Raw genomic sequence first — 23,412 nt, 5'->3', positions numbered from 1 at the left:
AAGTTAACCCCTGAGCGTGACTCTTATGCTTTCCAATTAGCCCATTATTTTCCTTTCCAGTTGATGATTTTCATGGTATTTCTGAAACAGTCCGACTTGAGAAAATCATCGGGGTAAGCGGATGAGCACATCATGGGATGCCTGGATTCCATCAGGGTTCCCGAATGAATTTCAGGCTTATAGGAAATGACATGCTTCCCCCAGAGAAACCAGGTCAAATCCGGATAAGTTCCGGACAGGTAATTCAAAAGCCTTTTCGAAAAAGGATGCCAGATGCGACGGTGCGCCCCCGGCGAGGATGCGCAGGAAGTGAGCCAGACATTCAGCAAAAGTACGCCCTGGCGTTCCCACGCCTTAAACAGCCTGTCCGGAGATTCAAGGGCAAAACGTCCGTCGTTAATCTCGGGCAGGATCTGCGAAAATGTCGGAATATCGGAATAATCCTCGATATGATTATAGGTTTTGTAGATCAAACGCACGATATTCTTCAGGGAAACCTGCCTGAACGGCTGGTGCCAGGATTTCAGCGTTCCCACCTCAAAGGCCCGGCCTGTTGCGGCTCCCGGCTCGGGATAGGGATCCTGTCCCAGGATGACCACCTTAACCTGCCCCGGGTCAATGGTGAGGAATCGCAGGACATCCTGCTTGCGGGGATTGATATCCTCGCCAAGGCAGGATTCTATTTCATCAAGCATTGCCATGGTCTTTTGGTCCAGGAAATCCGACCATGCCGGATGCCTGTTTTCAGGGATTAAGGACACGATAAACCCTCCGTTCTGTAGTTCAAGCCGGGTTGAAAGTCTATTGTCTACCGTGGGCATTCCAACAGGGACCCCGTAGGTCAAGGTTTCATTGCGATAAGGTGCCAAAACAGCCTGTGAGAATGGGATAAGGGCGGCTGCTGTCCGAGCGAAGCGAGTTCGGCCGCCCCTCATTCGAACAGCTGTTTAGCAGCCGTACAGCACAGCGACCGGCTTTACGTGCTCCCGGAGATTGCCACGCCTCGCTTCGCATGGCCCGCAATGACAACCGCGCGGGAGGGAGGCCCGTAAAGTTCAAAGCCTCATTGCAGATACTGCCTCAGTTCCGCGATCCGGTCGCGGAGAGCCGCAGCGCGCTCAAACTCCAGTTCCCTCGCCGCCTGCTTCATTTCCTTTTCCAGGGATTCTATCAGGGACTTAATGGTATCCACATTCAGGGATTCCATGCTCTTCTGTCCTGCCTTGTATTCCTTGGTCTCCTCGGCCGCATGGGTTGCCTCGATGACCTGGTGCACAGCTTTCTGGACACTCCTGGGCGTAATGCCATGTTTCACGTTATATTCATGCTGGATTCTCCGGCGCCGGTTGGTTTCGTTGATGGCCCGCTCCATGGACTGGGTAATGGTATCGGCATACATGACGACCCGGCCGTTTACATTTCTGGCTGCACGGCCAATGGTCTGGATCAGGGATGTCTCGGATCGCAGGAATCCTTCCTTGTCCGCGTCCAGAATGGCCACCAGGGAAACCTCGGGGATGTCAAGTCCTTCCCTGAGCAGGTTGATTCCTATCAGCACATCGAACTTGCCCAACCTCAGATCCCGTACAATCTCCATGCGTTCTATGGTATCGATGTCGGAATGCAGGTACCTTACGCGAACGCCCATATCCGCCATGTACTTGGTCAAATCCTCCGCCATCCTCTTGGTCAGCGTAGTCACCAGGACCCTTTCTCCCCTTTGGACGACCGCATTCACCTCGTCAAGCAGATCATCGATCTGACCTTTGACCGGTTTCACCACGATCTCCGGATCCAGGAGCCCGGTGGGCCTTATGATTTGCTCCACCACCCTGGTGGACAGTTTCCGCTCATACTCGGCAGGCGTTGCGCTGACATAGATCACCTGGTTAATGCGCTCATTGAATTCCTCAAAGGTCAGCGGCCTGTTGTCGAAGGCCGATGGCAGCCTGAAACCATACTCCACGAGGGCTTGCTTCCTGGAACGGTCGCCGTTGTACATGGCACCGATCTGGGGCACGGTGACGTGTGACTCGTCGATCACCAGCAGGAAGTCCTTGGGGAAATAGTCAAGCAGCGTATAGGGGGCACTGCCCGGCGCCCGTCCGCTGATATGTCGGGAATAGTTCTCAATCCCCTGGCAGAACCCGATTTCCTGCATCATCTCCAGATCGTACCTGGTACGCTGTTCAAGACGCTGTGCCTCCACCAGTTTGCCTTCCGCCCTCAGTTCGCGAAGCCTTTCTTCCAGCTCCTGCTCGATGCTCTGGATCGCCCTTTGCATCTTTTCCTTCTTGGTGGCAAAGTGGGAGGCCGGGAACACGGCAATGTGCGACCGGTAGCCAATGATTTCTCCGGTAAGGGCGTCGATCTCGGTTATCCTTTCGATCTCATCGCCGAAGAATTCCACCCGCAGCGCCGTATTGCTGGATGATGGCGGGAAGATGTCCAGGATATCGCCCTGCACCCGGAAGGTTCCCCGTTTGAAATCATACTGGTTCCTGGTGTACTGGATGTCCACCAGTTTCTTGATGACCTCGTCCCGATCCTTGATCATGCCGGGCCTTAAGGACAGCATGAGATCGGTATAGTCCTCCGGATCACCCAGACCATAGATGCAGGAAACGCTGGCCACGATGATCACATCCCGCCGCTCAAAAAGGGCGGCTGTTGCAGAGTGCCGCAGTTTGTCTATTTCATCATTGATGGATGAATCTTTCTCGATATAAGTGTCTGTGGCCGGTATATAGGCTTCGGGCTGATAATAATCATAATAGCTCACGAAATATTCCACGGCGTTATCCGGGAAAAACTCGGAGAATTCATTGCACAGCTGGGCAGCCAGCGTCTTGTTGTGAGCAATGACCAGGGTGGGTTTCTGGACCCGTTCAATGACATTGGCAATGGTGAAGGTCTTGCCTGAACCGGTGACACCCAGGAGCGTCTGATGCCGGCTGTTGTTCAATATCAGCTCTGTGAGCTCTTCTATGGCCCTGGGTTGATCCCCTGTTGGCTTATAATCCGATCTGAGCTTGAATTCGGGCATGGTCTCCCTCCGTCATAAAACACAAAAGGCCATACATGCCAATCGCATGTACAGCCCTTCTTCAGCAATCTTCGAAATCAACCCTTCAAAAGGAATACGAGAATCACGGTTATAACGATAAACGCTATCGCAAGCCATCCGGTCAGCTTGCTGAACAAAGCCTCATAGGTACGCGCCTTGTTCTTGCCGAAGAAGGTTTCAGCACCTCCGGCGATGGAACCGCTCAAACCGGCGGATCTGCCGGACTGGAGCAATACAATGGCAATAATGGCGAGGCAGATGATCAGATATATAATATTGACAACGATTTTCATTACCCTCGTAACCTCCATGGATTAATGCAGCATGTACAATTGTAGCACAAAGATTCAGCCATGGCAAGTGACATTTTGTCAAAAAAGCAACATGGGCGGCATCGGTTCCATGCCATGCCGCCCTGCACAATGGAAGGATTAAAGACGTTTTTCCAGTTCTGCTTTTTCCGCTTCGAAGCCCGGTTTGCCAAGCAGAGCAAACATATTCTTCTTATAGGCTTCCACGCCGGGCTGGTCAAAGGGATTGACCCCCAGGAGATAGCCGCTGATGCCGCAGGCCTTCTCGAAGAAGTAAACCAGGTAGCCAAACCAGTAAGGGGTCATTTCCGGGATATTGATGACCAGATTGGGAACCTCCCCGTCCACATGGGCCAGGATAGTGCCCTTCATGGCCATCTTGTTGACAAAATCCATTTCCTTGCCGGCAAGGTAGTTGAGCTTGTCGAGATCGTCCTCGGTCTTTACCATGGCAAGGGATTTCCTGCACTTCTCCACGTTGAGGACCGTTTCAAAAATATTCCTGAGACCATCCTGGATGTACTGGCCCATGGAGTGCAGGTCTGTGGAGAAGTCCACGCCAGCGGGGAAAATACCCTTCTTGTCCTTGCCTTCGCTCTCGCCGTAGAGCTGCTTCCACCATTCGGTCAGATAGTGCAGGGAAGGCTCATAGTTGACCAGGATCTCGGTGGTCTTCCCTTTCCTGTAAAGGGCATTCCGCACCGCTGCATAGCGGTAGCAGTGGTTCTCAGCATAGGGCTTCTTGCAGTCCACATAGGCATCCTGGGCACCCTTCATCATCTCGGCAATATCAATGCCTGCCACGGCAATGGGAAGAAGGCCTACGGCAGTGAGAACCGAAAAACGGCCTCCAACGTCGTCGGGAATGACGAACTGTTCATATCCTTCCGAATCCGCCAGGGTTTTCAATGCGCCCCTCGCCTTGTCGGTTGTGGCGTAGATACGGCTCCTTGCGCCCTCTTTCCCGTATTTCTTTTCCATGAAATCCTTGATGATCCGGAATGCGATGGCCGGCTCGGTGGTAGTACCCGACTTGGAGATCACGTTGACGGAGACTTCCTTGTTCTCAACCAGTTCCAGGAGATCGGCCAGATAGGTGGAACTGATATTGTTGCCGGCAAAATAGATCTCGGGGCCATTGCGCTTTTCTTTGGGGAGCATGTTGTAGAACGAATGGCACAGCGCTTCAATGGCCGCCCGCGCTCCCAGATAGGAGCCACCGATGCCCACCACGATCAGGACATCCGAATCCTGGCGGATTTTCGCAGCGGCTTTCTGAATACGGCTGAACTCCTCCCTGTCATAAGCGTTGGGCAGTTCGACCCATCCGAGAAAGTCATTACCGGGCCCGCTCTTTTCATGGAGCATGGTGTGGGCAGAAAGAACCTGGGGTTCCAGATAGCCTATTTCATGTTCACTGATGAAACCCAGAGCATTTTTGTGGTCAAAAGTCAGTTTTTCCATGTCGCTCATACCTTTCCTTGAATATGATTAGCTTTAGCATAATTTACCGGAAATATTCTACCATGTTTTTTACGGCTTGTGCATAAAAATTAACTTATGGCCCATGATCGTCGGAAAAACAGCCATGAAACAAGCCCTGCATACATTGCAGGGCCTTCATACAGGGAACACAACCGGACAGTCATATCCGCACAGGTATCCTGCCCGGCAAACCATGCGGTCAGCCGGCATCAGGGCCCGGACTGCAGAGCCTTTGACAGGTTTCAGACCCTGGTGTCCACATGGACGCCTTTATGGGGATGGACACTTTGCTCCATCATCCGGATCAGAGCTTGGGTATCGGTTTGCATGTTCTCCATTGCCTTTTTCATAATGGCAATACCCGCTTGCTGCTTAAGCGCGCTCTGATGGTAAATAACCGATATGGCCGCTATGTTCACGGAAACCGCTCCTTTCCCACAAGGCTGTATTATTTATTTACCCGGAAAAAAACAGGCGTACACAGCCAAAAGCAAAAACCTCCCCGCCGGATTCAGCGGGGAGGCAATCATTCTGCCCATTATCCGAGAGGATGAATCTTGTATTCGTAGTTCACCATATCCGAATCAATCTTGTATTTCTGTGCCTTCCGATATTCAAAGAATTTGGCCGCCACCTGGGGATACATGGCATAGGTCAGGACATCCTCTTCCTGTTCCATGTACTCGGCCATTTCCTCCCGGATCTTGTCCAGTTCGTTTGGAATCAGATCGGCAGGTCTGCAGGTAATGGGCTCCTCATCCCCGATAATCTTCTTCCTGATTTCATCGGAGATAGGCGCCGGCGTTTTGCCGTATTCACCCCTGACAAGACCCTTGGTCTCCTTGGGTACCATTTTGTAACGCTCACCCGCTATTACATTCATCACGGCCTGGGTACCGACGATCTGACTGGTGGGTGTGACAAGGGGCGGATAACCCAAATCTTCCCTTACCCTGGGCACCTCTTTGAGAACATCCATGAACAGATCTTCCCGTCCGGCCTGCTTAAGCTGTGAAACCAGGTTTGAAAGCATACCGCCAGGTACCTGGTAGGTCAGCGTGTTCACGTCCACGCCCATCACCTTGGTGTTCAAAAGGCCGCTGCTCAGGTACTTTTCGCGAAGTTTTGAGAAATACTCGGCGATCTCGCTCAGAAGCCCCAGCTCATACCCGGTATCGTAGGCTGTTCCCTTCAGGGTCGCCACCAGTGGCTCAGTGGGCGGCTGGGATGTTCCCATGGCCAGCGGGGACAGGGCGCAGTCCACTACGTCCACTCCGGCTTCAATGGCCTTCAGATAGGTCATGGAACCGACGCCGCTGGTATAGTGGGTGTGAAGCTGAACGGGGACCTTCACGCTTTCCTTGAGGGCCTTTACCAGTTCATAGGCCTGGTAGGGAACCAGAAGCCCGGCCATGTCCTTGATGCATATGGAATCGGCACCCATCTCCACAAGGGTTTTGGCATCCTCCACAAATTTTTCAAGACTGTGGTAAGGACTGATGGTATAGGAGATACATCCCTGTGCATGGCCGCCTTCCTTCTTGCAAGCCTTGATGGATCGTTCCACATTCCTCAGATCATTGAGGGCATCGAATATCCTGATGATATCAATACCGTTGGCAACGGCTTTCTGGATGAAATAATCCACCACATCGTCGGCATAATGTTTGTATCCCAGCAGATTCTGGCCACGGAGCAGCATCTGCAGTTTGGTGTTTTTCGCTTTTTCCCGGATCTTCCTGAGCCTTTCCCAGGGATCCTCGTTGAGGAACCTCAGGCACGCATCGAAGGTGGCGCCGCCCCAGCATTCCAGCGAGTGGTACCCTACCTGGTCCAGCTTTTCCACGATGGGCAGCATTTCCTCCGTGGTCATCCTGGTGGCGATCAGGGATTGGTGCGCATCACGCAATACGGTTTCTGTAATCTTAACACCCATGGTTCATATGGCCTCCTGATCCCGCTTAGTTCAAGGTCGCGATGATATCCCCGCTGTTCACCTGCTGGTTCCTGGAAACATTGATGCTTGCGACCACAGCATCGCTGGGGGCGAGGATCTCGTTCTCCATCTTCATGGCTTCGAGGATGGCGATAACCGTTCCTTTTTTCACGCTGTCGCCCACTTTCACCCTGATATCGAGGATGGTTCCGGGCATGGGAGCGGTAATTTTGATCGCACCCGCCGTACCTGCAGGCGCAGGCTCGGCCTTCGGCGCAGGCGCTGCGGCAGGAGCCGGTGCGGCAGCTGCAGGCGCAGGCGCCGGTGTGGCTGCCGACACGCTCTGAGGCACAGCCGGAGCCGAACCGCCAACTTCTTCAACTTCCACTTCGTAACGATTGCCGTTTACATTTACAACAAACTTTCTCATTCGGGTTACTCCTTCCATCCGCCGGCAAATTATCGGCTTGATCACATGATGCGGCGGCATATATCAGAATCTTTACTGCAAATTATCCCGCCGGAATACAGGCATCGGTCATGCGGCATCGGATGCCTATGCCTTAAAGCGGTATGTTTCCATGCTTTTTGGGCGGCCTTGTCTCACGCTTCCCGGCCAGCATATCCAGCGCGCTGGCAATGCGCTGGCGGGTTGTGGCAGGCTCTATCACATCATCCACATACCCTCTGGCGGCAGCGATGTAGGGGTTGGAGAATTTATCCCGGTATTCCTGGATCTTCTCCTTCCTGAAGGCAATCGGGTCTTCCGCCTTGCCGATCTCCTTCTTGAAAATAATATTGGCAGCACCGTCCGGGCCCATGACAGCAATTTCGGCTGTCGGCCAGGCCAGCACCATATCGGCGCCCAGGTGCTTGCTGTTCATGGCTATATAGGCACCGCCGTAAGCCTTTCTGACAATGACGTTGATCTTGGGAACCGTCGCCTCGGAAAAAGCATACAGCAGCTTGGCACCATGCCTGATGATGCCGTTATGCTCCTGCTTGACGCCGGGAAGATAACCCGGAACATCCGTAAAGGTGATCAGCGGGATGTTGAACGCGTCGCAGAAGCGGACAAACCGCGCCCCCTTGTCGGAAGCGTCCACATCAAGCACGCCCGCCACCACCTTGGGCTGGTTGGCAATGATACCAACGGTTCTGCCGCCAATCCGGGCAAAGCCCACAATCAGATTCTTGGCAAACCCTTCATGGACCTGGAAGAAATCCCCATTGTCCACCACCCTGGTGATGATGTCCAGCATATCGTAGGGCTTGTTGGGATCATCCGGAATGATGGTATTCAGCGCATCATCCAGCCGGTTGACATCGTCTCCGGCAACCACGATTTCCGGATCGCTCAGGTTGTTGTCGGGAAGGAAGCTGAGCAGCTTCTTGATTTGTGCAAAACAGGCTTCTTCATCCGGCGCCCGGAAATGGGCCACGCCGCTGACAGAGCTGTGTGCACCCGAGCCTCCCAGGGCATCGAAGGTGACATCTTCACCAGTAACCGCCTTGATGACCGACGGCCCGGTGATGAACATATGACTGGTTTTGTCCACCATGAAAACAAAATCCGTGATAGCCGGAGAGTAAACGGCGCCACCTGCGCAAGGCCCCATGATGACTGAGATCTGCGGAATGACACCCGAAGCCAGCGTGTTCCTCCGGAAAATTTCGCCGAATCCACCAAGGGCATCGATGCCCTCTTCTATTCTGGCACCGCCGGAGTCATTGATGCTGATAAAGGGCGCCCCCATCTTCATGGCAAGGTCCATGACCTTGGTGATCTTCTTTGCATGCATCTCACCAAGGGATCCGCCGATCACGGTAAAATCCTGGGACGCGACATAAACCAGTCTGCCGTCGATGGTTCCGTAACCGGTTACCACACCATCACCGGCCACTTTCTTTTCCTGCATGCCAAAATCCGTACCCCGTGTTTCCACGAAGGCATCCAATTCCACAAAGCTGCCCTCGTCCAACAGGAGCGCAAGGCGTTCCCGGGCCGTGTGTTTCCCGGCCTCATGCTGCTTGGCTATCCTGGCTTCCCCGCCTCCCTGGAGAATACGCTCTTTGCGTTGGCGAAGGTCATTAATCTTTTCATATGTTGTCATTTTTTCACCTCAAAACACGCTGATCGGTCGGTATACAATCAGTTCGTTAAATAATTAACCTTTTAATTATAACTAGGTCATAATAATTATATATGAGTCCATTTTTAATTGCAACAATTATTGGAAAATGATCTTATACGTTCTTTTCAATGCAGACCAGGATGGGAGGACAGTTGATCTGGTTGATGAATTCGGTTTTCATGACGCTGAACCGCCTGGGATCCAGGCCGCTGAGATAATCCAGGAGGGCATCCCGCTCCTCAAAGCCCGTATCCCCACCGTAATAGATCACGATGATGACCAGACCGTCATCCCTGAGCAGGGCCAGGGATTTCTCAACGGCCGCTATCGTGGTATCTGCCCGGGTATTGATGCGATGATCACCGCCGGGCAGATAGCCAAGGTTAAACATGACCAGCTTGACAGGCTCAGATACGTATCTGTCCATATGCTCATGTCCGTCATGGATCAGTTCACACCAGCCCAGAACAGCCTGGGACTCAAGTCGTTCCCGGGTCCGCTTTACGGCTTCCTCCTGTATGTCGAAGGCATAAACCTTGCCCGTCGATCCTGTCAGCCTGGCCAGGAACAACGTATCGTTTCCGTTTCCCATGGTGGCATCGATGACCATGTCCCCCGGCTTCACAACGGCTTCTGCGTATTGGTGTGCCTGTATCAGGGCCTTATGCAAAACCGCCATTCTCTTCAACCCTCCCTTGCCGCCGAATGCCCGGCATGTCGCGAAAACAGCATGGCCGCCTCATGCGCCAGCCCAACTTATACATTATAACACATCTCCCTGGCATGATGCCCTAACGGCGGACAACTGCAATGGGTATTTTCCCTCGGATCAAAAAACGGGACGGCCCCATGGAACCGTCCCGCCAACAGGCTTGTCAGCGCCTATGGTTTTGTGAGAATGGCTCTGCCTGAAAGCATCAGCTGATCTTTTCGCTCAGCCTCAGCGTATCAGCAACCATGGCGATGAATTCCGAATTGGTAGGCTTTCCTTTCCGCGTATTGATAGTATACCCAAAGAGTTCATTGATAGTATCCACCCGGCCCCTGTTCCAGGCAACCTCGATGGCATGCCGGATAGCCCGCTCTACCCTGCTGGGGGTTGTCTTATGCACCTTGGCCAGTTCCGGATACAGCCTCTTGGTCACGGCGCTGATGATTTCGCGGTCCTTGACGGCCATCATGATGGCGTCACGCATATATTGATAACCCTTGATATGAGCGGGTACACCGACATCCCGCATGATCTGGGTGATTTTGGACTGAACGCTGTCAGCACTGGAAGCGGTAATCTTGGTAGTAGCAGTCGTGGTAGCAGTATTTGTGTCCATCCGAAGGACGGTCGGGCCGTGGCTTCTCACCAGTTCCCTGATTCTCTCGACAAGTACGCCCAGGTCAAAGGGTTTGACAATGTAATAAATGGCACCCAAAGCGAGGGCCTGCTGGGTGATCGTGTCCTGGCCCACAGCCGAAAGGACGATGAACAGAGGTTTTTCCGACGGACTTACATCCTTGAAACGGGTCAGTACGCCCAGTCCGTCAAGCCTTGGCATGATGATATCCAGCACAACAATGTCCGGTTTGGCTTTTTCAATCATTTCAATGGCATCTTCGCCATTCTCCACTCTGGCAGTCACTTCAATATCATTCTGACTTTCCAGAAATTCACAGATAATCATACCAAATGCGACATTATCATCCGCTACCAGAACACGAATTTTATCTTTCACGCTTTACCTACCTCCTTTGTGTCTCTAGTGCTAATTATATTGTTCTATTCCACTTTTTACAAGTAAACTTTTTATATTACCTGAATTTGTTTGAAGAGCTCCGTCTTTTACCACGTCAATCTCTGTCAATTCAGGGAAATATGGCGAAAGATGTCTCGACGGTGTGGCTGCATCAGGGCATAAAAAAACCTGCGTACAGGACGCAGGCTGAAATGTCAAAGTTCAATCCGGTTTATGCATCCGGCGCGATCACGGTCACATGGGTGACCGCGCTGCTGATATCCAGGTTGATGATTCTGTCTGCAGAGCTATAATTGGATGATTCATAGGTTTCGCCATCCCTGCCGAGGGTTATGCCATCCCCATTGATGCTTTTCACCAGGGAGTCGGACCTGATGCGGATCCCTGTGCCTTGGGGCAGGGTAATGCTGAGGCTGACCACGCCGCCATTGCATTCGATATAGGTCTCATCCTGCAGCTTTCCCGCAACAATCCTCAGATCACAGGTACCGGAGTTGATCTCGCACTGCTCGAGTGGGAAACCCGAAAAGTCAAGAATACCGTCCGCCGCACCGGCATTGAACTCCAGGTTCCACTTGACGGAATTGCTCAGAACCGCAGAGAAGTTCTTTCCCGAATCCACCGCAAAAGGCTTCCATTGCTGGGAACAAACGATTCTGCTGTCCCGCCCACCGGTATAACCGTATTTCAGACCCTTGATGTCAGAATTCACCTGTGTCAGAACCGAGTCGGACGCGCCGGTACGAAGGGTGACTGCCCCGACGTTGATCTCCATCCTGGCATACTCCATGCCGTCTTTCAGCTCAATGACATGGATTTCGCCGCTTTCCATGGTATCGTAGCTGCCGTTGCCCAGGTAGATGCCATAGCCGATAACAATACCAAAGGCCAGAATCCAAACCACAACACGCATCACGCGGAATTCCTTTTTCAAAAGAAGCGTGATACCTGCCGCCACAATGAAGACAGGCCATAACGTACTGACAGCAACCACCGCGGAAACGATATCGGCAGCAGCAAACAACCAAAGTATGCCGATGGCAATCAGCAGCAGGCCCCATAGGCTTCGCCATTTTCTCATATCATCCATCCTTCCGGGATTCCAGTCCCTATATTTTCTTCCCGCCGAACAGCATATAGAGCCCGCTTATCACCAGCAATCCGGCGATGATATAGCGCCAGTCGAGCCAGGCAAAGAACATCCGCGCCAATAGGAAGACGCCTGCCGCGATCAGCAGGATACCGAAAAATATCCTCGCGTTTTCCCTGTCCACAGGCTCACGGTATCCCGGCTCCTCCCCAAAAAAGCTCTCGTCTTGATAAGCCTGGCTGTAACCATGGCCGCCATAGCCCGGATCGTGGTAAGCCCGGCCGTCATCGGGCACAAGGATAACCGCCAGGAAATAGACAAACAGGCCTGGCAGCAAGCCGCTGGCAAGTATGGCAGCAAAGGCCAGAAGCCTGACAATGGATTTGTCCATACCGAAATAATCCGCCAGGCCTGAGCACACACCGCCGATAACCCTGTCGTCCCTTTTTCTCAGAAATCTTTTTCCCATACCTACACCTCTGTCGGGGTAAATCTGAAAAAGCAATGTCCTTTACTCATAATGATATACGAAGACGGGCCGGCATTGTCTGAAACATGCCTGAAAAGATATATCGGGACAAGAACATGGAAAATTTTACAGGATCGCAGGGAGCCGTCAGCAAGGCAGAAGAAATCCTGAAGAAATGCTTAATATCCCAGGTCCAGAATCCTGGCCGATATCTCGGCAAATACCGGGGCGGCGCTTTTTCCGCCGCTGGTACCGTCTTCAATGAAGACGCACATGGCGTACCTCGGGTTGGATACGGGGAAATACCCAACAAACCAGGCATGCAGTACATCCCGTTGGTCCCGTATCCACCCGGTTTCAGCGCTGCCCGTTTTTCCTGCACTTCCGCCAAAACCCTGGATATTGGCCAGTCGGCCTGTACCGTCTTCCACGGTCATCATCATCATTCCCTGAAGGGTTTCGGCGGTTCTCTTGTCAATAACCCGCTCCCATGCGGGAGATTTGATGTTACGGATCCTTTCGCCCCGATCGTTGACGATGCAGTCTATAAGGGAAAGCCGGTTGAGAATTCCGCCATTGGCGATAACGGACACCAGGTTGGCAGCCTGGACGGGTGATATGAGCAGGTCGCCCTGGCCGATGGAGATATTTGCCACTTCTGCCGCAGAAGCATAGCCCATGGTATTGGGCAAAAGCCCGTAAGGCTCGTCGATGCCCTGAAGGTACAGTCCTGTTCTCTTTCCCAGGCCAAGCTTCTCCGCCATGGCAATGATATCATTTCTGCCGACTTCCTGGCCGAGGGCGATGAAGTAGGTATTGCAGGACTGGGCAAACGCCTGGGCCATATCCAGGGTGCCATGGCCGCCGCTGTCATAGCTCCAGCATTTCATCATCAGATTTCCCAGCATGGCATATCCCGGACAATCAAAGGTCGTATCGGGCGAAATCCCTTTTTCCAGCGCTGCCGCGGCCGTGACAATCTTGAAGATGGAGCCCGGGGTATACTCGCCCAAAGCACGGTTGAACAGGGGTTGGGCCGGATCGTTCAGGGCGGTGCTGATACGGGCGGGATTAAAATTGGGTCGCGATGCGATGGCCAGTATATCACCGTTGAGGATATCCACAATCACTACCGCGCCCCGCTCCACCATCCTGTCCATGGCTTCCTCGACGATCTCCTGCATATGATAATCCAGTGTGGTTTTGATGTTGAGTTTTTGGATACCGGTGGTGTCCCAGATGCGGTATCCAAACTGCTCCATGGCCGTATTGCCCGCATCGGCCAGCACCCCTGCAAAAACCCCGCCGCCCTTCTTCAGGGTATCCTGATAGGCCTTCTCAATGCCGGACAGTCCGGTCTCCCCTTTTTCATCAACATAGCCGATCAGGTGCACAGCCAGCGTCTCTTCCGAGCTCCGAACGGGTACTTCCACGATGCTCAGTCCGGGCACGGCGGCGTCCCTGATGGCCGCCGCACGTTCCTCTGCCACCCTGACAGCACTGGGCAGAAAGCTTTTGGATACAGCAGACTCCAGGTCATGCACGGGCACATCCAGAAGTCCGGACGCCCGGCTCAGCCCGGACGCATCCTTCAGCAGCTCTTTTGGCTGAATGACGGCGAGGAACTGTTTCCGTCGGTTGGTAAACCGGATGCCGTTCCTGTCCAGGACATCCCCCCGCTCGGTATAGATCCTGACATGCCTCCAGCGCTGGACTGCGGCTGCCTCGGAGTATTCCTCTCCCCTCACCGCCTGGATGGAAAAAACCCTGAAGACAAGAAGCATCATCAGGATGAAATAAAGATACCTGATAAACGAAATGCGCGATTTCATGATCATACTCTCCCCGAAAGGAGTATGCCCGAAATCGCGCAGCTTCATAAGCAGCGCAGCGTCAGACAGGCTGAAAGGAGCTTAGCGGAAGACTTCCCAGTAACGCCTGGCGTGTTCAATGTCTTCCATCACCTGCTTCTTTAGCGCATCGATGCTCTCGAAACGCTTTTCGCCCCTGAGCTTTGTGAAGAAGGAGACCTCTATTTCGCTGCCATACAGATCCTCATCACAGTCCAGGATATGGGTTTCTATGCTGAACCGGTTCTCCCTGCCCCTTACTGTCGGGGCATAACCCACGTTGGTGACGCTGTTCAGCCATCTGCCGCGGCTCAGGGTCTTGGTGATGTATACGCCGTTGGCCGGCACCACCATCTCCGGATCAGCGATGATGTTGGCCGTGGGAAAGCCCAGGGTTCGCCCTATCCTGCGTCCGTCCACAACCGTGCCTTTCAGGGAAAAATGGCGTCCCAGAAGCTGGAACACCCGCTCCATTTTCCCTTTCCGGATATATTCCCGTATGAGCGTACTGCTCACAATTTCCGAGTTCACCCTGACTGGCGGAATCACGATCACCCGGAAGCCGTACTTATCTCCCAGGCGCTTCAGCAGCTCGGGTTCTCCCTTGCCCATATAACCGAACCGATAATTGAAGCCTACTACGGCCAGCTTCATGTTCAGGCCGTCTACCAGGATGTCCTTTACGAAATCCTCCGGCGAAAGGCGTGAGAAGTTTTCGTCGAAGTCCTGGTAATACAGCCAGTCTATATCATGGGCTTCCAGGATCCTGATCTTCTGTTCACCGGATGTGATAAGCGGATTGACCAGATTCTTTCTCAGAATGTTTTCCGGATGTTTACGGAAGGTATAGACCACGGAGGCAAGCCCGTTCATGCGACATTCGCTGATCAGGGTATTGAGCAGCGCCATATGGCCGATGTGAAGCCCGTCAAAATTGCCCAGACCTACCCCGGTGTGCACAGCCTTATCCATTTGGTTGCTTTGCGTGATGATTTTCACTTTTACTGACCCCCCAGCCATTTATGGCTTCTGACCCTGCGGGTCCGGCCCCGGCCTTCAATTCTGCCTAATGCGATCAGGTTGCCGTTTTCATGGTATACCCTGACCAGGTCCCCAACATTGCCCAGGGAATCGGGGCACGGTACAGCCATGCCGTTTCTGAGCCTACCGGCCTCTTCTCCGTCGGCGGTAAAGCACGGAAACTGGACCAGCGCAATATCCATGCCCAGAACAACATCCTGCAGGGTGCCATTCTCCGCGCGTTCCTGAAGTTCTTCAAGGGTAACCGCATCTTCCAGGCGAAACGGACCGGACCTGGTCCGGATCAGGGATTCCATATGCCCGCCGCAGCCCAGTTTGGCACCGATATCAGCACAAAGGGTTCTGATATAGGTGCCCTTTGAGCAGGAAACGTCGAATACGGCCCGCACGGCTTCTCCTTCCCTGACGATTTTCAGGTTTTCTATGGCCTTGATGGTTACAGGCCGTGGCTTCCGTTCCACCTCGATACCCTGCCTGGCCATTTCGTAAAGCCTTTTGCCGTCCACACGTATGGCTGAATACATGGGCGGGATCTGCATGATATCCCCTACGAAGGACCGTATGGCTTCTGCTATCTCGTCATCGCTGTGATGAACCGCCCGCTCCGCCAGGATACTGCCTGAAGCGTCCTGGGTATCCGTTTCAATCCCCAGTCTCAGCACCACGTGGTAGGCCTTGTCCTTCTCCATCAGGTACTCAATAATCCTGGTGGCTTTGCCGATACAAACAGGAAGCACCCCAGTCGCGTCAGGATCAAGGGTGCCGGCATGTCCGATTTTTTTGATTCCCAGAATCCCCCTCAGCTTGTGAACCACACCGAAAGAGGTCATGCCCGGGGGTTTGTTGATGTTGAGTATCCCGTCCATTTACGCATCACCCGTCAGGCTGGCCTTTATGGCATCTGCAAGGGACTTGACAATATCGTCCAAATCCCCCTCAGCGCTGAAGCCGGCAGCGCGTTTATGCCCGCCTCCGCCAAATTTTTCAGCAATCTGCGCCACATCCACATACTCGTTTGAACGCAGGCTTCCCTTGAAAAGTCCCGGCTTTTCCTCCCTGAGGAACAGGGAGACTTCCACGCCCTCCAGGTTTCGCCCGATGTTCACAAGCCCTTCACTGTCCTCAATCTTTGCGTTAAAAGAGGAGAGATCATCCCAGCGAAGACAGGCAACAGCCAGCTTCCCGTCGAAAAGGAGCTTCAGCGAATTCATGGTCTGTTTCATCAGAAACAGCTTCGCATGGGATATCCTGTCGAACACCTTTTTATTGGCGTTGGTGAAATCGATGCCGGTTTTCATCAGTTCACCGGCTATCACCATGGTCTCCGGCGTGGTGTTGGAGAAACGGAAACCGCCGGTATCGGTGATGATGGCGGTATACAGGCACAGGGCAATATCTTTGGTGATGGGCGCTCCCATATAGTCGGTCAGAAGCCGGTGTATGATCTCACCGGTTGCTGCTGCACCCGTATCCACATAGGAAACATCCGCTTCCATCTTGTTGGTGGCATGGTGATCCACGCTCAGGCGTATCTCCGCGTTCTGGTAAACGGCCAACCGTTCCCCCAGCCTGTTGATATCTCCATTGTCAATATTGATGGCCACCTGGTACCGCCCTTCCGGGCTTCGCTTGATCAAATCCTGCCCGGGCAGGAAATCCAGTGTGGCAGGAACATCTTCCTCGATGAGCACGTGGGCCTGGCAATGGCTGCTGTTCAGTGCCAGCGCCAGGGCCAGTGATGCGCCCAGCGCATCCCCATCCACATTGAGATGGGGCAGTATGGCAACGCTTCGGGCCTTGCTGAGTGCTTTCGCAATGGCCTCCAGTTTCTGATCAGACATATTCTTTCTTTCCTTCATTCAGAATTGGCATCAGCTGTCGGATGCCTGATTGCCCGAACCTCCCATAGTTTCCTCGATGAGCTTGCTGATATGCATCCCCTGCTCAATGGATTCATCCAGCTTGAAATGGATTTCGGGCGTGTAACGCAAACTGATTCTCTGTCCTACTTCCCGGCGGATAAACCCCGCGGCGCTTGTCAGGGCCGCAATGGCATCCTTCTTCTTGGTTTCATCGCCATATATGCTGACGTAGACCTTGGCATACCTCAGATCCTTGGTCACTTTGACAGCCGTAATGGACACAAAATCCGGCAGTCTTGGATCCTTGATATTTTCCCTGATGATATGGCTCAGTTCCTTTTTGATCTCTTCTGCAATTCTGTCGGTTCTATCCATATCCATCCCTCTTCCTTATCATCAAAGGTCAATGGTCATCTCACCGTCCGGTGATTTGACGCTTAATACTATAATATACCCTTTTCCGGATTATTGCCCCGTTCCTTGTCCGGTATCCGGAACAAGCTCAAAATCCGCCGGATTGAAAATTCACCGCCCCGGATCCCGGGGCGGCGAATTCACCCACACCGCTATCCTCTAAGGGGATCAGCGCTTTATTTCTTCCATGTGATAGGCTTCTATGATGTCGCCTTCCTTGATGTCATTGAACTTCTCAATCATCAGACCGCATTCATAACCGGCTGCAACTTCACGGACGTCGTCCTTGAAGCGCTTCAGCGAAGCCAGCTTGCCTTCGTAAATGACAATACCGTTACGCACAAGCCGGATGTCGGAGTTTCTCGCAATCTTTCCGTCGAGAACATACGCACCGCCGATGGTTCCCACGCTGGAAACCTTGAACAACTGCCGGATCTCCACATGACCGTCCACAACTTCCTTGTAGGTGGGCTTGAGCATACCCTTCATGGCATTCTGGATGTCCTCGATCGCATCATAGATAACCCGGTACAGCCTTAAGTCAACGCCTGCCGCCTGGGCTGCTTCCATGACATTGGCCCCAGGACGGACATTGAAGCCGATAATGATGGCGTTGGACACATTGGCCAAGGAGACATCGGACTCGGTGATGGCACCAACTGCGCCATGGATAACCTTAACCTTGACCTCCTCATTGCTGAGCTTCTCCATGGACTGCTTGACGGCTTCCACGGAACCCTGAACATCCGCCTTCACGATCAGGTTGAGATCCTTCACCTGGCCCTGCTGGATCTGATTGAACAGATCCTCCAGGGTCACCTTACCCCGTGAGCCGATGAGCTTTTCCCTGGCCTGCTCCTTGCGCTTCTCGGCAAGCTGCTTGGCAAGCTTCTCATCCTCAACCACATAGAACAGTTCGCCGGCTTCCGGCACTTCCGAAAGGCCGAACACCTCCACCGGAACGGAAGGTCCGGCTTCCTTGATCTTCTTGCCCTTGTCGTTTACCATGGAGCGGATATGCCCGTAAGCCGAACCGGACAGCACGAAATCGCCGACCCTGAGGGTTCCTCTCTGTACCAGCAGGGTTGCCACAGGGCCCCTGTTCTTATCCAGCGATGCTTCGATGACCGTACCCTTGGCCTGCTTGTTGGGATTGGCTTTCAGCTCAAGGATATCCGCGGTCAGGAGCACCATCTCAAGCAGCTGGTCAATATTCTCACGCTTCTTGGCCGATACGGGAACGGCTATCACATCGCCGCCCCATTCCTCGATCAGCAGGCCGTGCTCGGCAAGTTCCTGCTTCACCTTATCCGGATTGGCATTGGGTTTGTCTATCTTGTTGATAGCCACAATGATGGATACGCCTGCAGCCTTGGCATGGTTGATGGCTTCCACGGTCTGCGGCATCACGCCGTCATCGGCGGCCACAACCAGGATGGCAATATCGGTTACCTGGGCACCCCTGGCGCGCATGGCCGTAAAGGCCTCATGGCCCGGCGTATCCAGGAATGTGATATCCCGTCCGTTCAGGTTGACCGTGTAAGCACCGATGCGCTGGGTAATGCCGCCTGCTTCGCTTTCCGCAATATTGGTGCTTCTGATGGCATCCAGCAGCGAGGTTTTACCGTGGTCAACATGGCCCATGACCACAACAACCGGTGCGCGAGGCTTCAGATCTTCAGGCGCATCTTCGCTTTCATCGAAGAGAATATCCTCTTCGCTGACCACAACGGCCTTATGCACCTTGACGCCGAATTCATCGGCTATGATGGCCGCCGTATCAAAGTCCAGTTCCTCGTTCTGGGTCACGGTAATGCCCATCAGGAACAGCTTCTTGATCACTTCGGCAGCCGTCTTCTTAAGGGCCTCGGCCAGTTCCCTGACCGTAATGGTCTCAGGAATGGTGATATCGGTAAGGACAGCCTTGGGAGGCGCCTGCTTCTCTTCCTTCTGAAGCTTTCCTTTCTTCAGCTTCTTTTCAACCCGCTTGACATTCTTGACCTCATGCTCGTCATCGTAGAAGGTATCGATCACGAAATCGTCCGACATCATATCGGATACGCTGGCCTTATGTCCAACGATATCGATCTTCTTCTTCAGGCGGCCTTTCTGCGGCACTGTTGTAGGCCGAACGATTTCCTTTTTCTGCTCCTTCTTTTCTTCCTTCCGCTTTTCCACAACCTGCATTTCTCGGCGTTCTCCGCGTGTGAACACCTTTTCTTCAGAAGCAGCGGACGCCTTGGGTATGACAAGCTGGTTGCCCCTTCTTTCGGAACCTCTGTCTTCCCTCCTGGGGCGACCATCTCTCCCTGCATGGCCGCGATCGCCGTAAGGCGCTTTAGCCACTGCTTTGTCGGCATTAGCCGGCCTTCCTGCATGCCTGTCCTCAGGCGACCTTCTTTCATCCTGCCTGAATTCACCGGGCTTTCTGTGCGCTTCGCCCGCAGCGGCCGCACCGGCGGCAGGAACCTTGGCGCCGCCTTCGGATGCAACCCTGGTTTCAGGCTTTTGCTCCCTGGGCTGTTCGCTTTCAGCCCTGGCAGCGGCAGGCTGTTCAACGCTTCTACGGGCGGAACCTTCGTTCTTCGCCTCTTTCTGTACATCCTGCACAGCCTGGGTCCCGGCTTTTTGCGCCTGTTTTTCCTTCTCTTCGGACTTGTTCTCCTCGGCCTTGACCACGTCCGCTGCCGTCTGGGGCGCCTGCACTTCCGCTTTCCTGGTTTCCGCTGATGATGTTCTTTCCTGCTGCATGTTCTCCTGTTCTTTCACATTGCTGTGAACTTTGCTATCAGATTTATCCGTCAAGTCAGATACATGGGCTACTTTTTTTATGCTCAATATGTCGTCAACCGGCTTCTTGATCTTGTTTGCTGCAATGATTGAATCCAGGATGCTGTCACCGGATTCCCTTTTCTCATCAGGCTGGGGTTTCGCTTCTTCTTTCCTGGGGCGTTTTCTGATACCGGCTATGACGCTGTCCGGATCGCCCCTGACAAACCCGGCCATCAGCCCGTCGTTGGAGTCCGACGCACGGACATAACTGCGCCGCTCCCGCTTTTTATCCTTTTGATCATCCAAACCCGAATCGTCGTGAACCACGACCTCTGTTTTCCTGATAATGCGGGGAACGCCCCTCTTTACAACAGCTTCAGGTCGGTCGCTTTTTCCGGATTCATTCTTTGAAGCCGGGGCATCGTTTTTTTGGGTACGGTCAACTATCCCTATATGTTTATAGAGCCGTTCCAACTCGTCATCCTCAAGAGTCGACATATGACTCTTCGGATGGATGCCTATTTCCTCCAGCTTTTCCATGAGCCTCTTGCTTGTCACATTCAGTTCCTTCGCAAGCTCATGTATTTTCAGTTTATTCAAAAAAGCCACCCCCGTGTATTCTGCCAATGGCCCCAGCCATCAACGCAATTTGTCGTGGTTTGATTCATCCTGAATCATTTCTTCAATCCTTGAAGCAAAGCCCATATCAGTAACGGCAATTACTGAATACATTTCTTTTCCCAGGATTTCTCCCAGGCGCTGTCTGGCGCCGAAACGGATGATTGGAATGCCTTTTGCGCCGCAGATCCCCAAATACTTCTTTTCCGTGTTCGGAGAAGCATCCTCCGACAGGATGACGCAAGCCGCCTTGCCGCGTTTGATGGCGCTTTCAACGGCACAATCGCCGGCCGCAACCTTGCCGGCCTTTCTGGCCAGTCCGATAAAGGAATATATCCTATTTTCCGACATAGGCCTCCATCTGCCGCGTAATCTCGTCGTAAACTTCCTGTGGTATTTCGCATCCGAATTCACGGCTCAGGCTCTTCGCTTTCCTTGCCTGTTCAAAGCAGGCCATATTCTTGCAGATATATGCGCCTCTGCCGTTCTTCTTGCCGGTGGGATCCACAAAGATCTCACCTTCATTGTTCCTGACAATTCTCAGAAGTTCCCGCTTCTCCTTCATCTCCCTGCATCCAACGCATCGGCGCATGGGGATCTTCTTTTTCCTGATCATCCGCTCACCTCATCCCAATACGCGCATAGGCTCAGAGATTTTCATCATCAGCTGTAACCGTTTCGTTGTCATAATCGGAATCCTCAGCCACCGCATTGGCTTCAGTATTCTCTGCTGCGGACATCTGGATATCTGCCTCATCGGGAACCTCGGCATCGTCGTATGCCGCATCCCCTTCCTCCTGGCCGGATAACGCTCCAGGATGGAAGAGCTGGGATTCTATCTGGCTCCTGAATTGTGACTCGCTCTTAATGTCTATCTTCCAGCCGGTCAGCTTTGCGGCAAGCCTTGCATTCTGGCCTTCCTTTCCGATAGCCAGCGACAGCTGGAAATCGGGAACGATCACCCTGGCCACCTTGGCTTCTTCGTCCAGATCAACCTGTACCACCTTGGCCGGGCTCAGACTGCTGGCGATAAACTCTTCAGGATTGCTGCTCCACTTGATGACATCTATCATTTCACCCCGCAGTTCATCCACGATGGCCCGGATCCTGCTGCCCTTCTGGCCGACACAGGCACCAACGGGATCCACGTTTTCATTCCTGGAGTGGATAGCAATCTTGGTTCTGGAACCGGCTTCCCTGGCAATGTTCTTGATCTCCACCGTACCATCGGCGATCTCAGGAACCTCCAGTTCCAGAAGCCTTTTCACCAGTCCCGGATGGGTCCTGGAAACATAAATCTGGGGATTCTTATTGGTTTTCTTCACATTGATCACATAGACCTTGATGCGATCATGGACATTGTATTTTTCTCCGGGTGTCTGTTCACCGGGCGGCAGGATAGCCTCCGCACGGCCCAGGTCGATGATGACATTCTTCCTGTCAAACCGGCTGATAATGCCGCTTACAATGTCCTCTTCCTTATTGGCGAACTCATCATATATAATGCCGCGCTCTGCCTCACGAATCCTCTGCATGACAACCTGCTTGGCCGTTTGCGCCGCAATTCTCCCGAACTTCCTGGGTGTCACTTCCACCTCAACGATATCGCCGATTTCAAAGTCCGCGCCGAACCGTTTTGCCTGTTCAATGGACAATTCGGTGGCAGGATCGGTTACTTCTCCCACGATGGTTTTATGCGTAAAGACCCTGACGTCTCCGGTTGTCCTGTCAATCACGACCTCTACATTCTGAGCCGAGCCGAAATTTCTTTTATATGCAGAAATCAACGCCTGTTCAATGGCTTCCACCAGAATATCCTTATTGATGCCTCTCTCTTTCTCCAATTGTTCGAGGGCGTGAAGCAACTCAGCGCTCATTTCCCCAATACCTCCAATTCAGAATTTGACAATAGTTTTTGCCTTCGCGACCTGATCAAGCGGGAAGGTCTTCACTTCCTGTGAATCCAGCCTGATCGCTATCTCCTTGCCGTTAAACGATTCAAGATGTCCTTCGAATTTTTTTACACCGTCAACGGCTTTGAACAACCGGATTTCAACCAGCTTTCCCAATGCTCTTTCATAATCCCTTGGTTTCTTCAGCGGGCGCTCCAGACCTGGAGAAGACACTTCAAAGTAGTACGGATGGGATATGGGATCTCTTTCGTCGAGTATCTTATTCAGGGGTTGACTAATGCGTTCGCAATCCTCATGGCTGACGCCCCCATCTTTATCGATGAATACACGCAAAAACCAGTCGCTGCCTTCCTTGACAAACTCCACATCAACCAGTTCGCACCCCGCTTCCTCAACAATGGGAAGTGCCAGGGACCATACCAATTCGGATATGCTTGTTTTAGCCATTCAAACCTCCATACACAAATGCAAAGAGTGGGAACTACCCACTCTTTGTACAAAGACGCTTCGATCAACCTCATTGTAGCATAAAATAACTGCTGTGGCAACACCTTTTTGCTTCAGGCCTGCCGGATATAAATTGCAATATTAAATGCCGTGAAAAATTTGGTAAATCCATTGCTTACTGGAATAAATTCTATACATCATACCGCCATTTCTATGGCTGACCTATAACCAAACATTCTTCTTGGATATTCATT

22 protein-coding genes are annotated in these 23,412 nt (G+C 52.8%); all 22 read right to left on the bottom strand.

Features of this window, described 5'->3' with window-relative positions:
• Positions 1-44: 44 nt before the first annotated feature.
• Positions 45-761: a uracil-DNA glycosylase gene (locus tag F3H12_RS06560; protein ID WP_243133217.1), complete on the bottom strand. Its 717-nt coding sequence runs from the start codon at positions 759-761 to the stop codon at positions 45-47.
• 302 nt (positions 762-1,063) lie between these two features.
• Entirely contained in the window at positions 1,064-3,046 is a 1,983-nt protein-coding gene (gene uvrB, locus F3H12_RS06555) for an excinuclease ABC subunit UvrB (RefSeq protein WP_149678540.1), read from the bottom strand.
• A 77-nt stretch (positions 3,047-3,123) separates the two neighbouring features.
• Positions 3,124-3,360 carry a preprotein translocase subunit SecG gene (gene secG / locus F3H12_RS06550; protein WP_149678539.1) on the bottom strand — a complete coding sequence of 79 codons (237 nt, stop codon included), beginning with the start codon at positions 3,358-3,360 and terminating at the stop codon, positions 3,124-3,126.
• Positions 3,361-3,498: 138 nt separating this feature from the next.
• A complete protein-coding gene (locus F3H12_RS06545) occupies positions 3,499-4,842 on the bottom strand; it encodes a glucose-6-phosphate isomerase (RefSeq protein ID WP_149678555.1) in 1,344 nt (447 codons plus the stop codon).
• A 263-nt stretch (positions 4,843-5,105) separates the two neighbouring features.
• On the bottom strand, positions 5,106-5,282 hold the full coding sequence (locus F3H12_RS06540; protein ID WP_188118414.1) for a YjfB family protein: 177 nt from the start codon (positions 5,280-5,282) through the stop codon (positions 5,106-5,108).
• Between the two features lie 119 nt (positions 5,283-5,401).
• On the bottom strand, positions 5,402-6,799 hold the full coding sequence (locus tag F3H12_RS06535) for an oxaloacetate decarboxylase subunit alpha (RefSeq protein WP_149678537.1): 1,398 nt from the start codon (positions 6,797-6,799) through the stop codon (positions 5,402-5,404).
• Between the two features lie 25 nt (positions 6,800-6,824).
• Positions 6,825-7,229, bottom strand: a complete 405-nt coding sequence (locus F3H12_RS06530; RefSeq protein WP_149678536.1) for a biotin/lipoyl-containing protein — start codon at positions 7,227-7,229, stop codon at positions 6,825-6,827.
• Positions 7,230-7,362: 133 nt separating this feature from the next.
• Positions 7,363-8,913, bottom strand: coding sequence for an acyl-CoA carboxylase subunit beta (locus F3H12_RS06525; RefSeq protein ID WP_149678535.1), 1,551 nt, complete (start codon positions 8,911-8,913; stop codon positions 7,363-7,365).
• A 133-nt stretch (positions 8,914-9,046) separates the two neighbouring features.
• Entirely contained in the window at positions 9,047-9,613 is a 567-nt protein-coding gene (mnmM, locus tag F3H12_RS06520) for a tRNA 5-(aminomethyl)-2-thiouridylate-methyltransferase MnmM (protein WP_149678534.1), read from the bottom strand.
• Between the two features lie 238 nt (positions 9,614-9,851).
• Complete coding sequence (spo0A, locus tag F3H12_RS06515) at positions 9,852-10,610, bottom strand: sporulation transcription factor Spo0A (protein WP_243133218.1); 759 nt, start codon at positions 10,608-10,610, stop codon at positions 9,852-9,854.
• 283 nt (positions 10,611-10,893) lie between these two features.
• Positions 10,894-11,763, bottom strand: a complete 870-nt coding sequence (locus F3H12_RS06510; RefSeq protein ID WP_149678532.1) for a LiaF transmembrane domain-containing protein — start codon at positions 11,761-11,763, stop codon at positions 10,894-10,896.
• Between the two features lie 28 nt (positions 11,764-11,791).
• Positions 11,792-12,241 (bottom strand): PspC domain-containing protein, encoded by a 450-nt coding sequence (locus F3H12_RS06505; RefSeq protein ID WP_149678531.1) that lies wholly within the window; start codon positions 12,239-12,241, stop codon positions 11,792-11,794.
• A gap of 179 nt (positions 12,242-12,420) precedes the next feature.
• Entirely contained in the window at positions 12,421-14,073 is a 1,653-nt protein-coding gene (locus tag F3H12_RS06500) for a peptidoglycan D,D-transpeptidase FtsI family protein (protein WP_188118413.1), read from the bottom strand.
• Positions 14,074-14,154: 81 nt separating this feature from the next.
• On the bottom strand, positions 14,155-15,090 hold the full coding sequence (locus tag F3H12_RS06495) for a bifunctional riboflavin kinase/FAD synthetase (RefSeq protein ID WP_243133216.1): 936 nt from the start codon (positions 15,088-15,090) through the stop codon (positions 14,155-14,157).
• A 2-nt stretch (positions 15,091-15,092) separates the two neighbouring features.
• Positions 15,093-15,998, bottom strand: a complete 906-nt coding sequence (truB, locus tag F3H12_RS06490; RefSeq protein ID WP_149678528.1) for a tRNA pseudouridine(55) synthase TruB — start codon at positions 15,996-15,998, stop codon at positions 15,093-15,095.
• Positions 15,999-16,973 carry a DHH family phosphoesterase gene (locus F3H12_RS06485; protein ID WP_149678527.1) on the bottom strand — a complete coding sequence of 325 codons (975 nt, stop codon included), beginning with the start codon at positions 16,971-16,973 and terminating at the stop codon, positions 15,999-16,001.
• A 30-nt stretch (positions 16,974-17,003) separates the two neighbouring features.
• Positions 17,004-17,369: a 30S ribosome-binding factor RbfA gene (rbfA, locus tag F3H12_RS06480; RefSeq protein ID WP_149678526.1), complete on the bottom strand. Its 366-nt coding sequence runs from the start codon at positions 17,367-17,369 to the stop codon at positions 17,004-17,006.
• 207 nt (positions 17,370-17,576) lie between these two features.
• Positions 17,577-20,780, bottom strand: a complete 3,204-nt coding sequence (infB, locus tag F3H12_RS06475) for a translation initiation factor IF-2 (RefSeq protein ID WP_149678525.1) — start codon at positions 20,778-20,780, stop codon at positions 17,577-17,579.
• Positions 20,781-20,819: 39 nt separating this feature from the next.
• Positions 20,820-21,149, bottom strand: coding sequence for a L7Ae/L30e/S12e/Gadd45 family ribosomal protein (locus F3H12_RS06470; protein ID WP_149678524.1), 330 nt, complete (start codon positions 21,147-21,149; stop codon positions 20,820-20,822).
• Positions 21,136-21,411: an RNase P modulator RnpM gene (gene rnpM, locus F3H12_RS06465; RefSeq protein WP_149678554.1), complete on the bottom strand. Its 276-nt coding sequence runs from the start codon at positions 21,409-21,411 to the stop codon at positions 21,136-21,138. The genes F3H12_RS06470 and rnpM overlap by 14 nt, the downstream gene beginning before the upstream one ends.
• A 34-nt stretch (positions 21,412-21,445) precedes the next feature.
• Positions 21,446-22,675, bottom strand: a complete 1,230-nt coding sequence (nusA, locus tag F3H12_RS06460; RefSeq protein WP_149678523.1) for a transcription termination factor NusA — start codon at positions 22,673-22,675, stop codon at positions 21,446-21,448.
• An 18-nt stretch (positions 22,676-22,693) separates the two neighbouring features.
• Complete coding sequence (gene rimP / locus F3H12_RS06455; RefSeq protein ID WP_149678522.1) at positions 22,694-23,158, bottom strand: ribosome maturation factor RimP; 465 nt, start codon at positions 23,156-23,158, stop codon at positions 22,694-22,696.
• Positions 23,159-23,412: the final 254 nt, after the last annotated feature.

Source organism: Thermoclostridium caenicola, assembly GCF_900142095.1.
GTDB classification, from domain to species: domain Bacteria; phylum Bacillota; class Clostridia; order DSM-8532; family DSM-8532; genus Thermoclostridium_A; species Thermoclostridium_A caenicola.
Note: the sequence above shows the minus strand (reverse complement) of the source record. Positions and strands in the feature narration are given on the sequence as shown.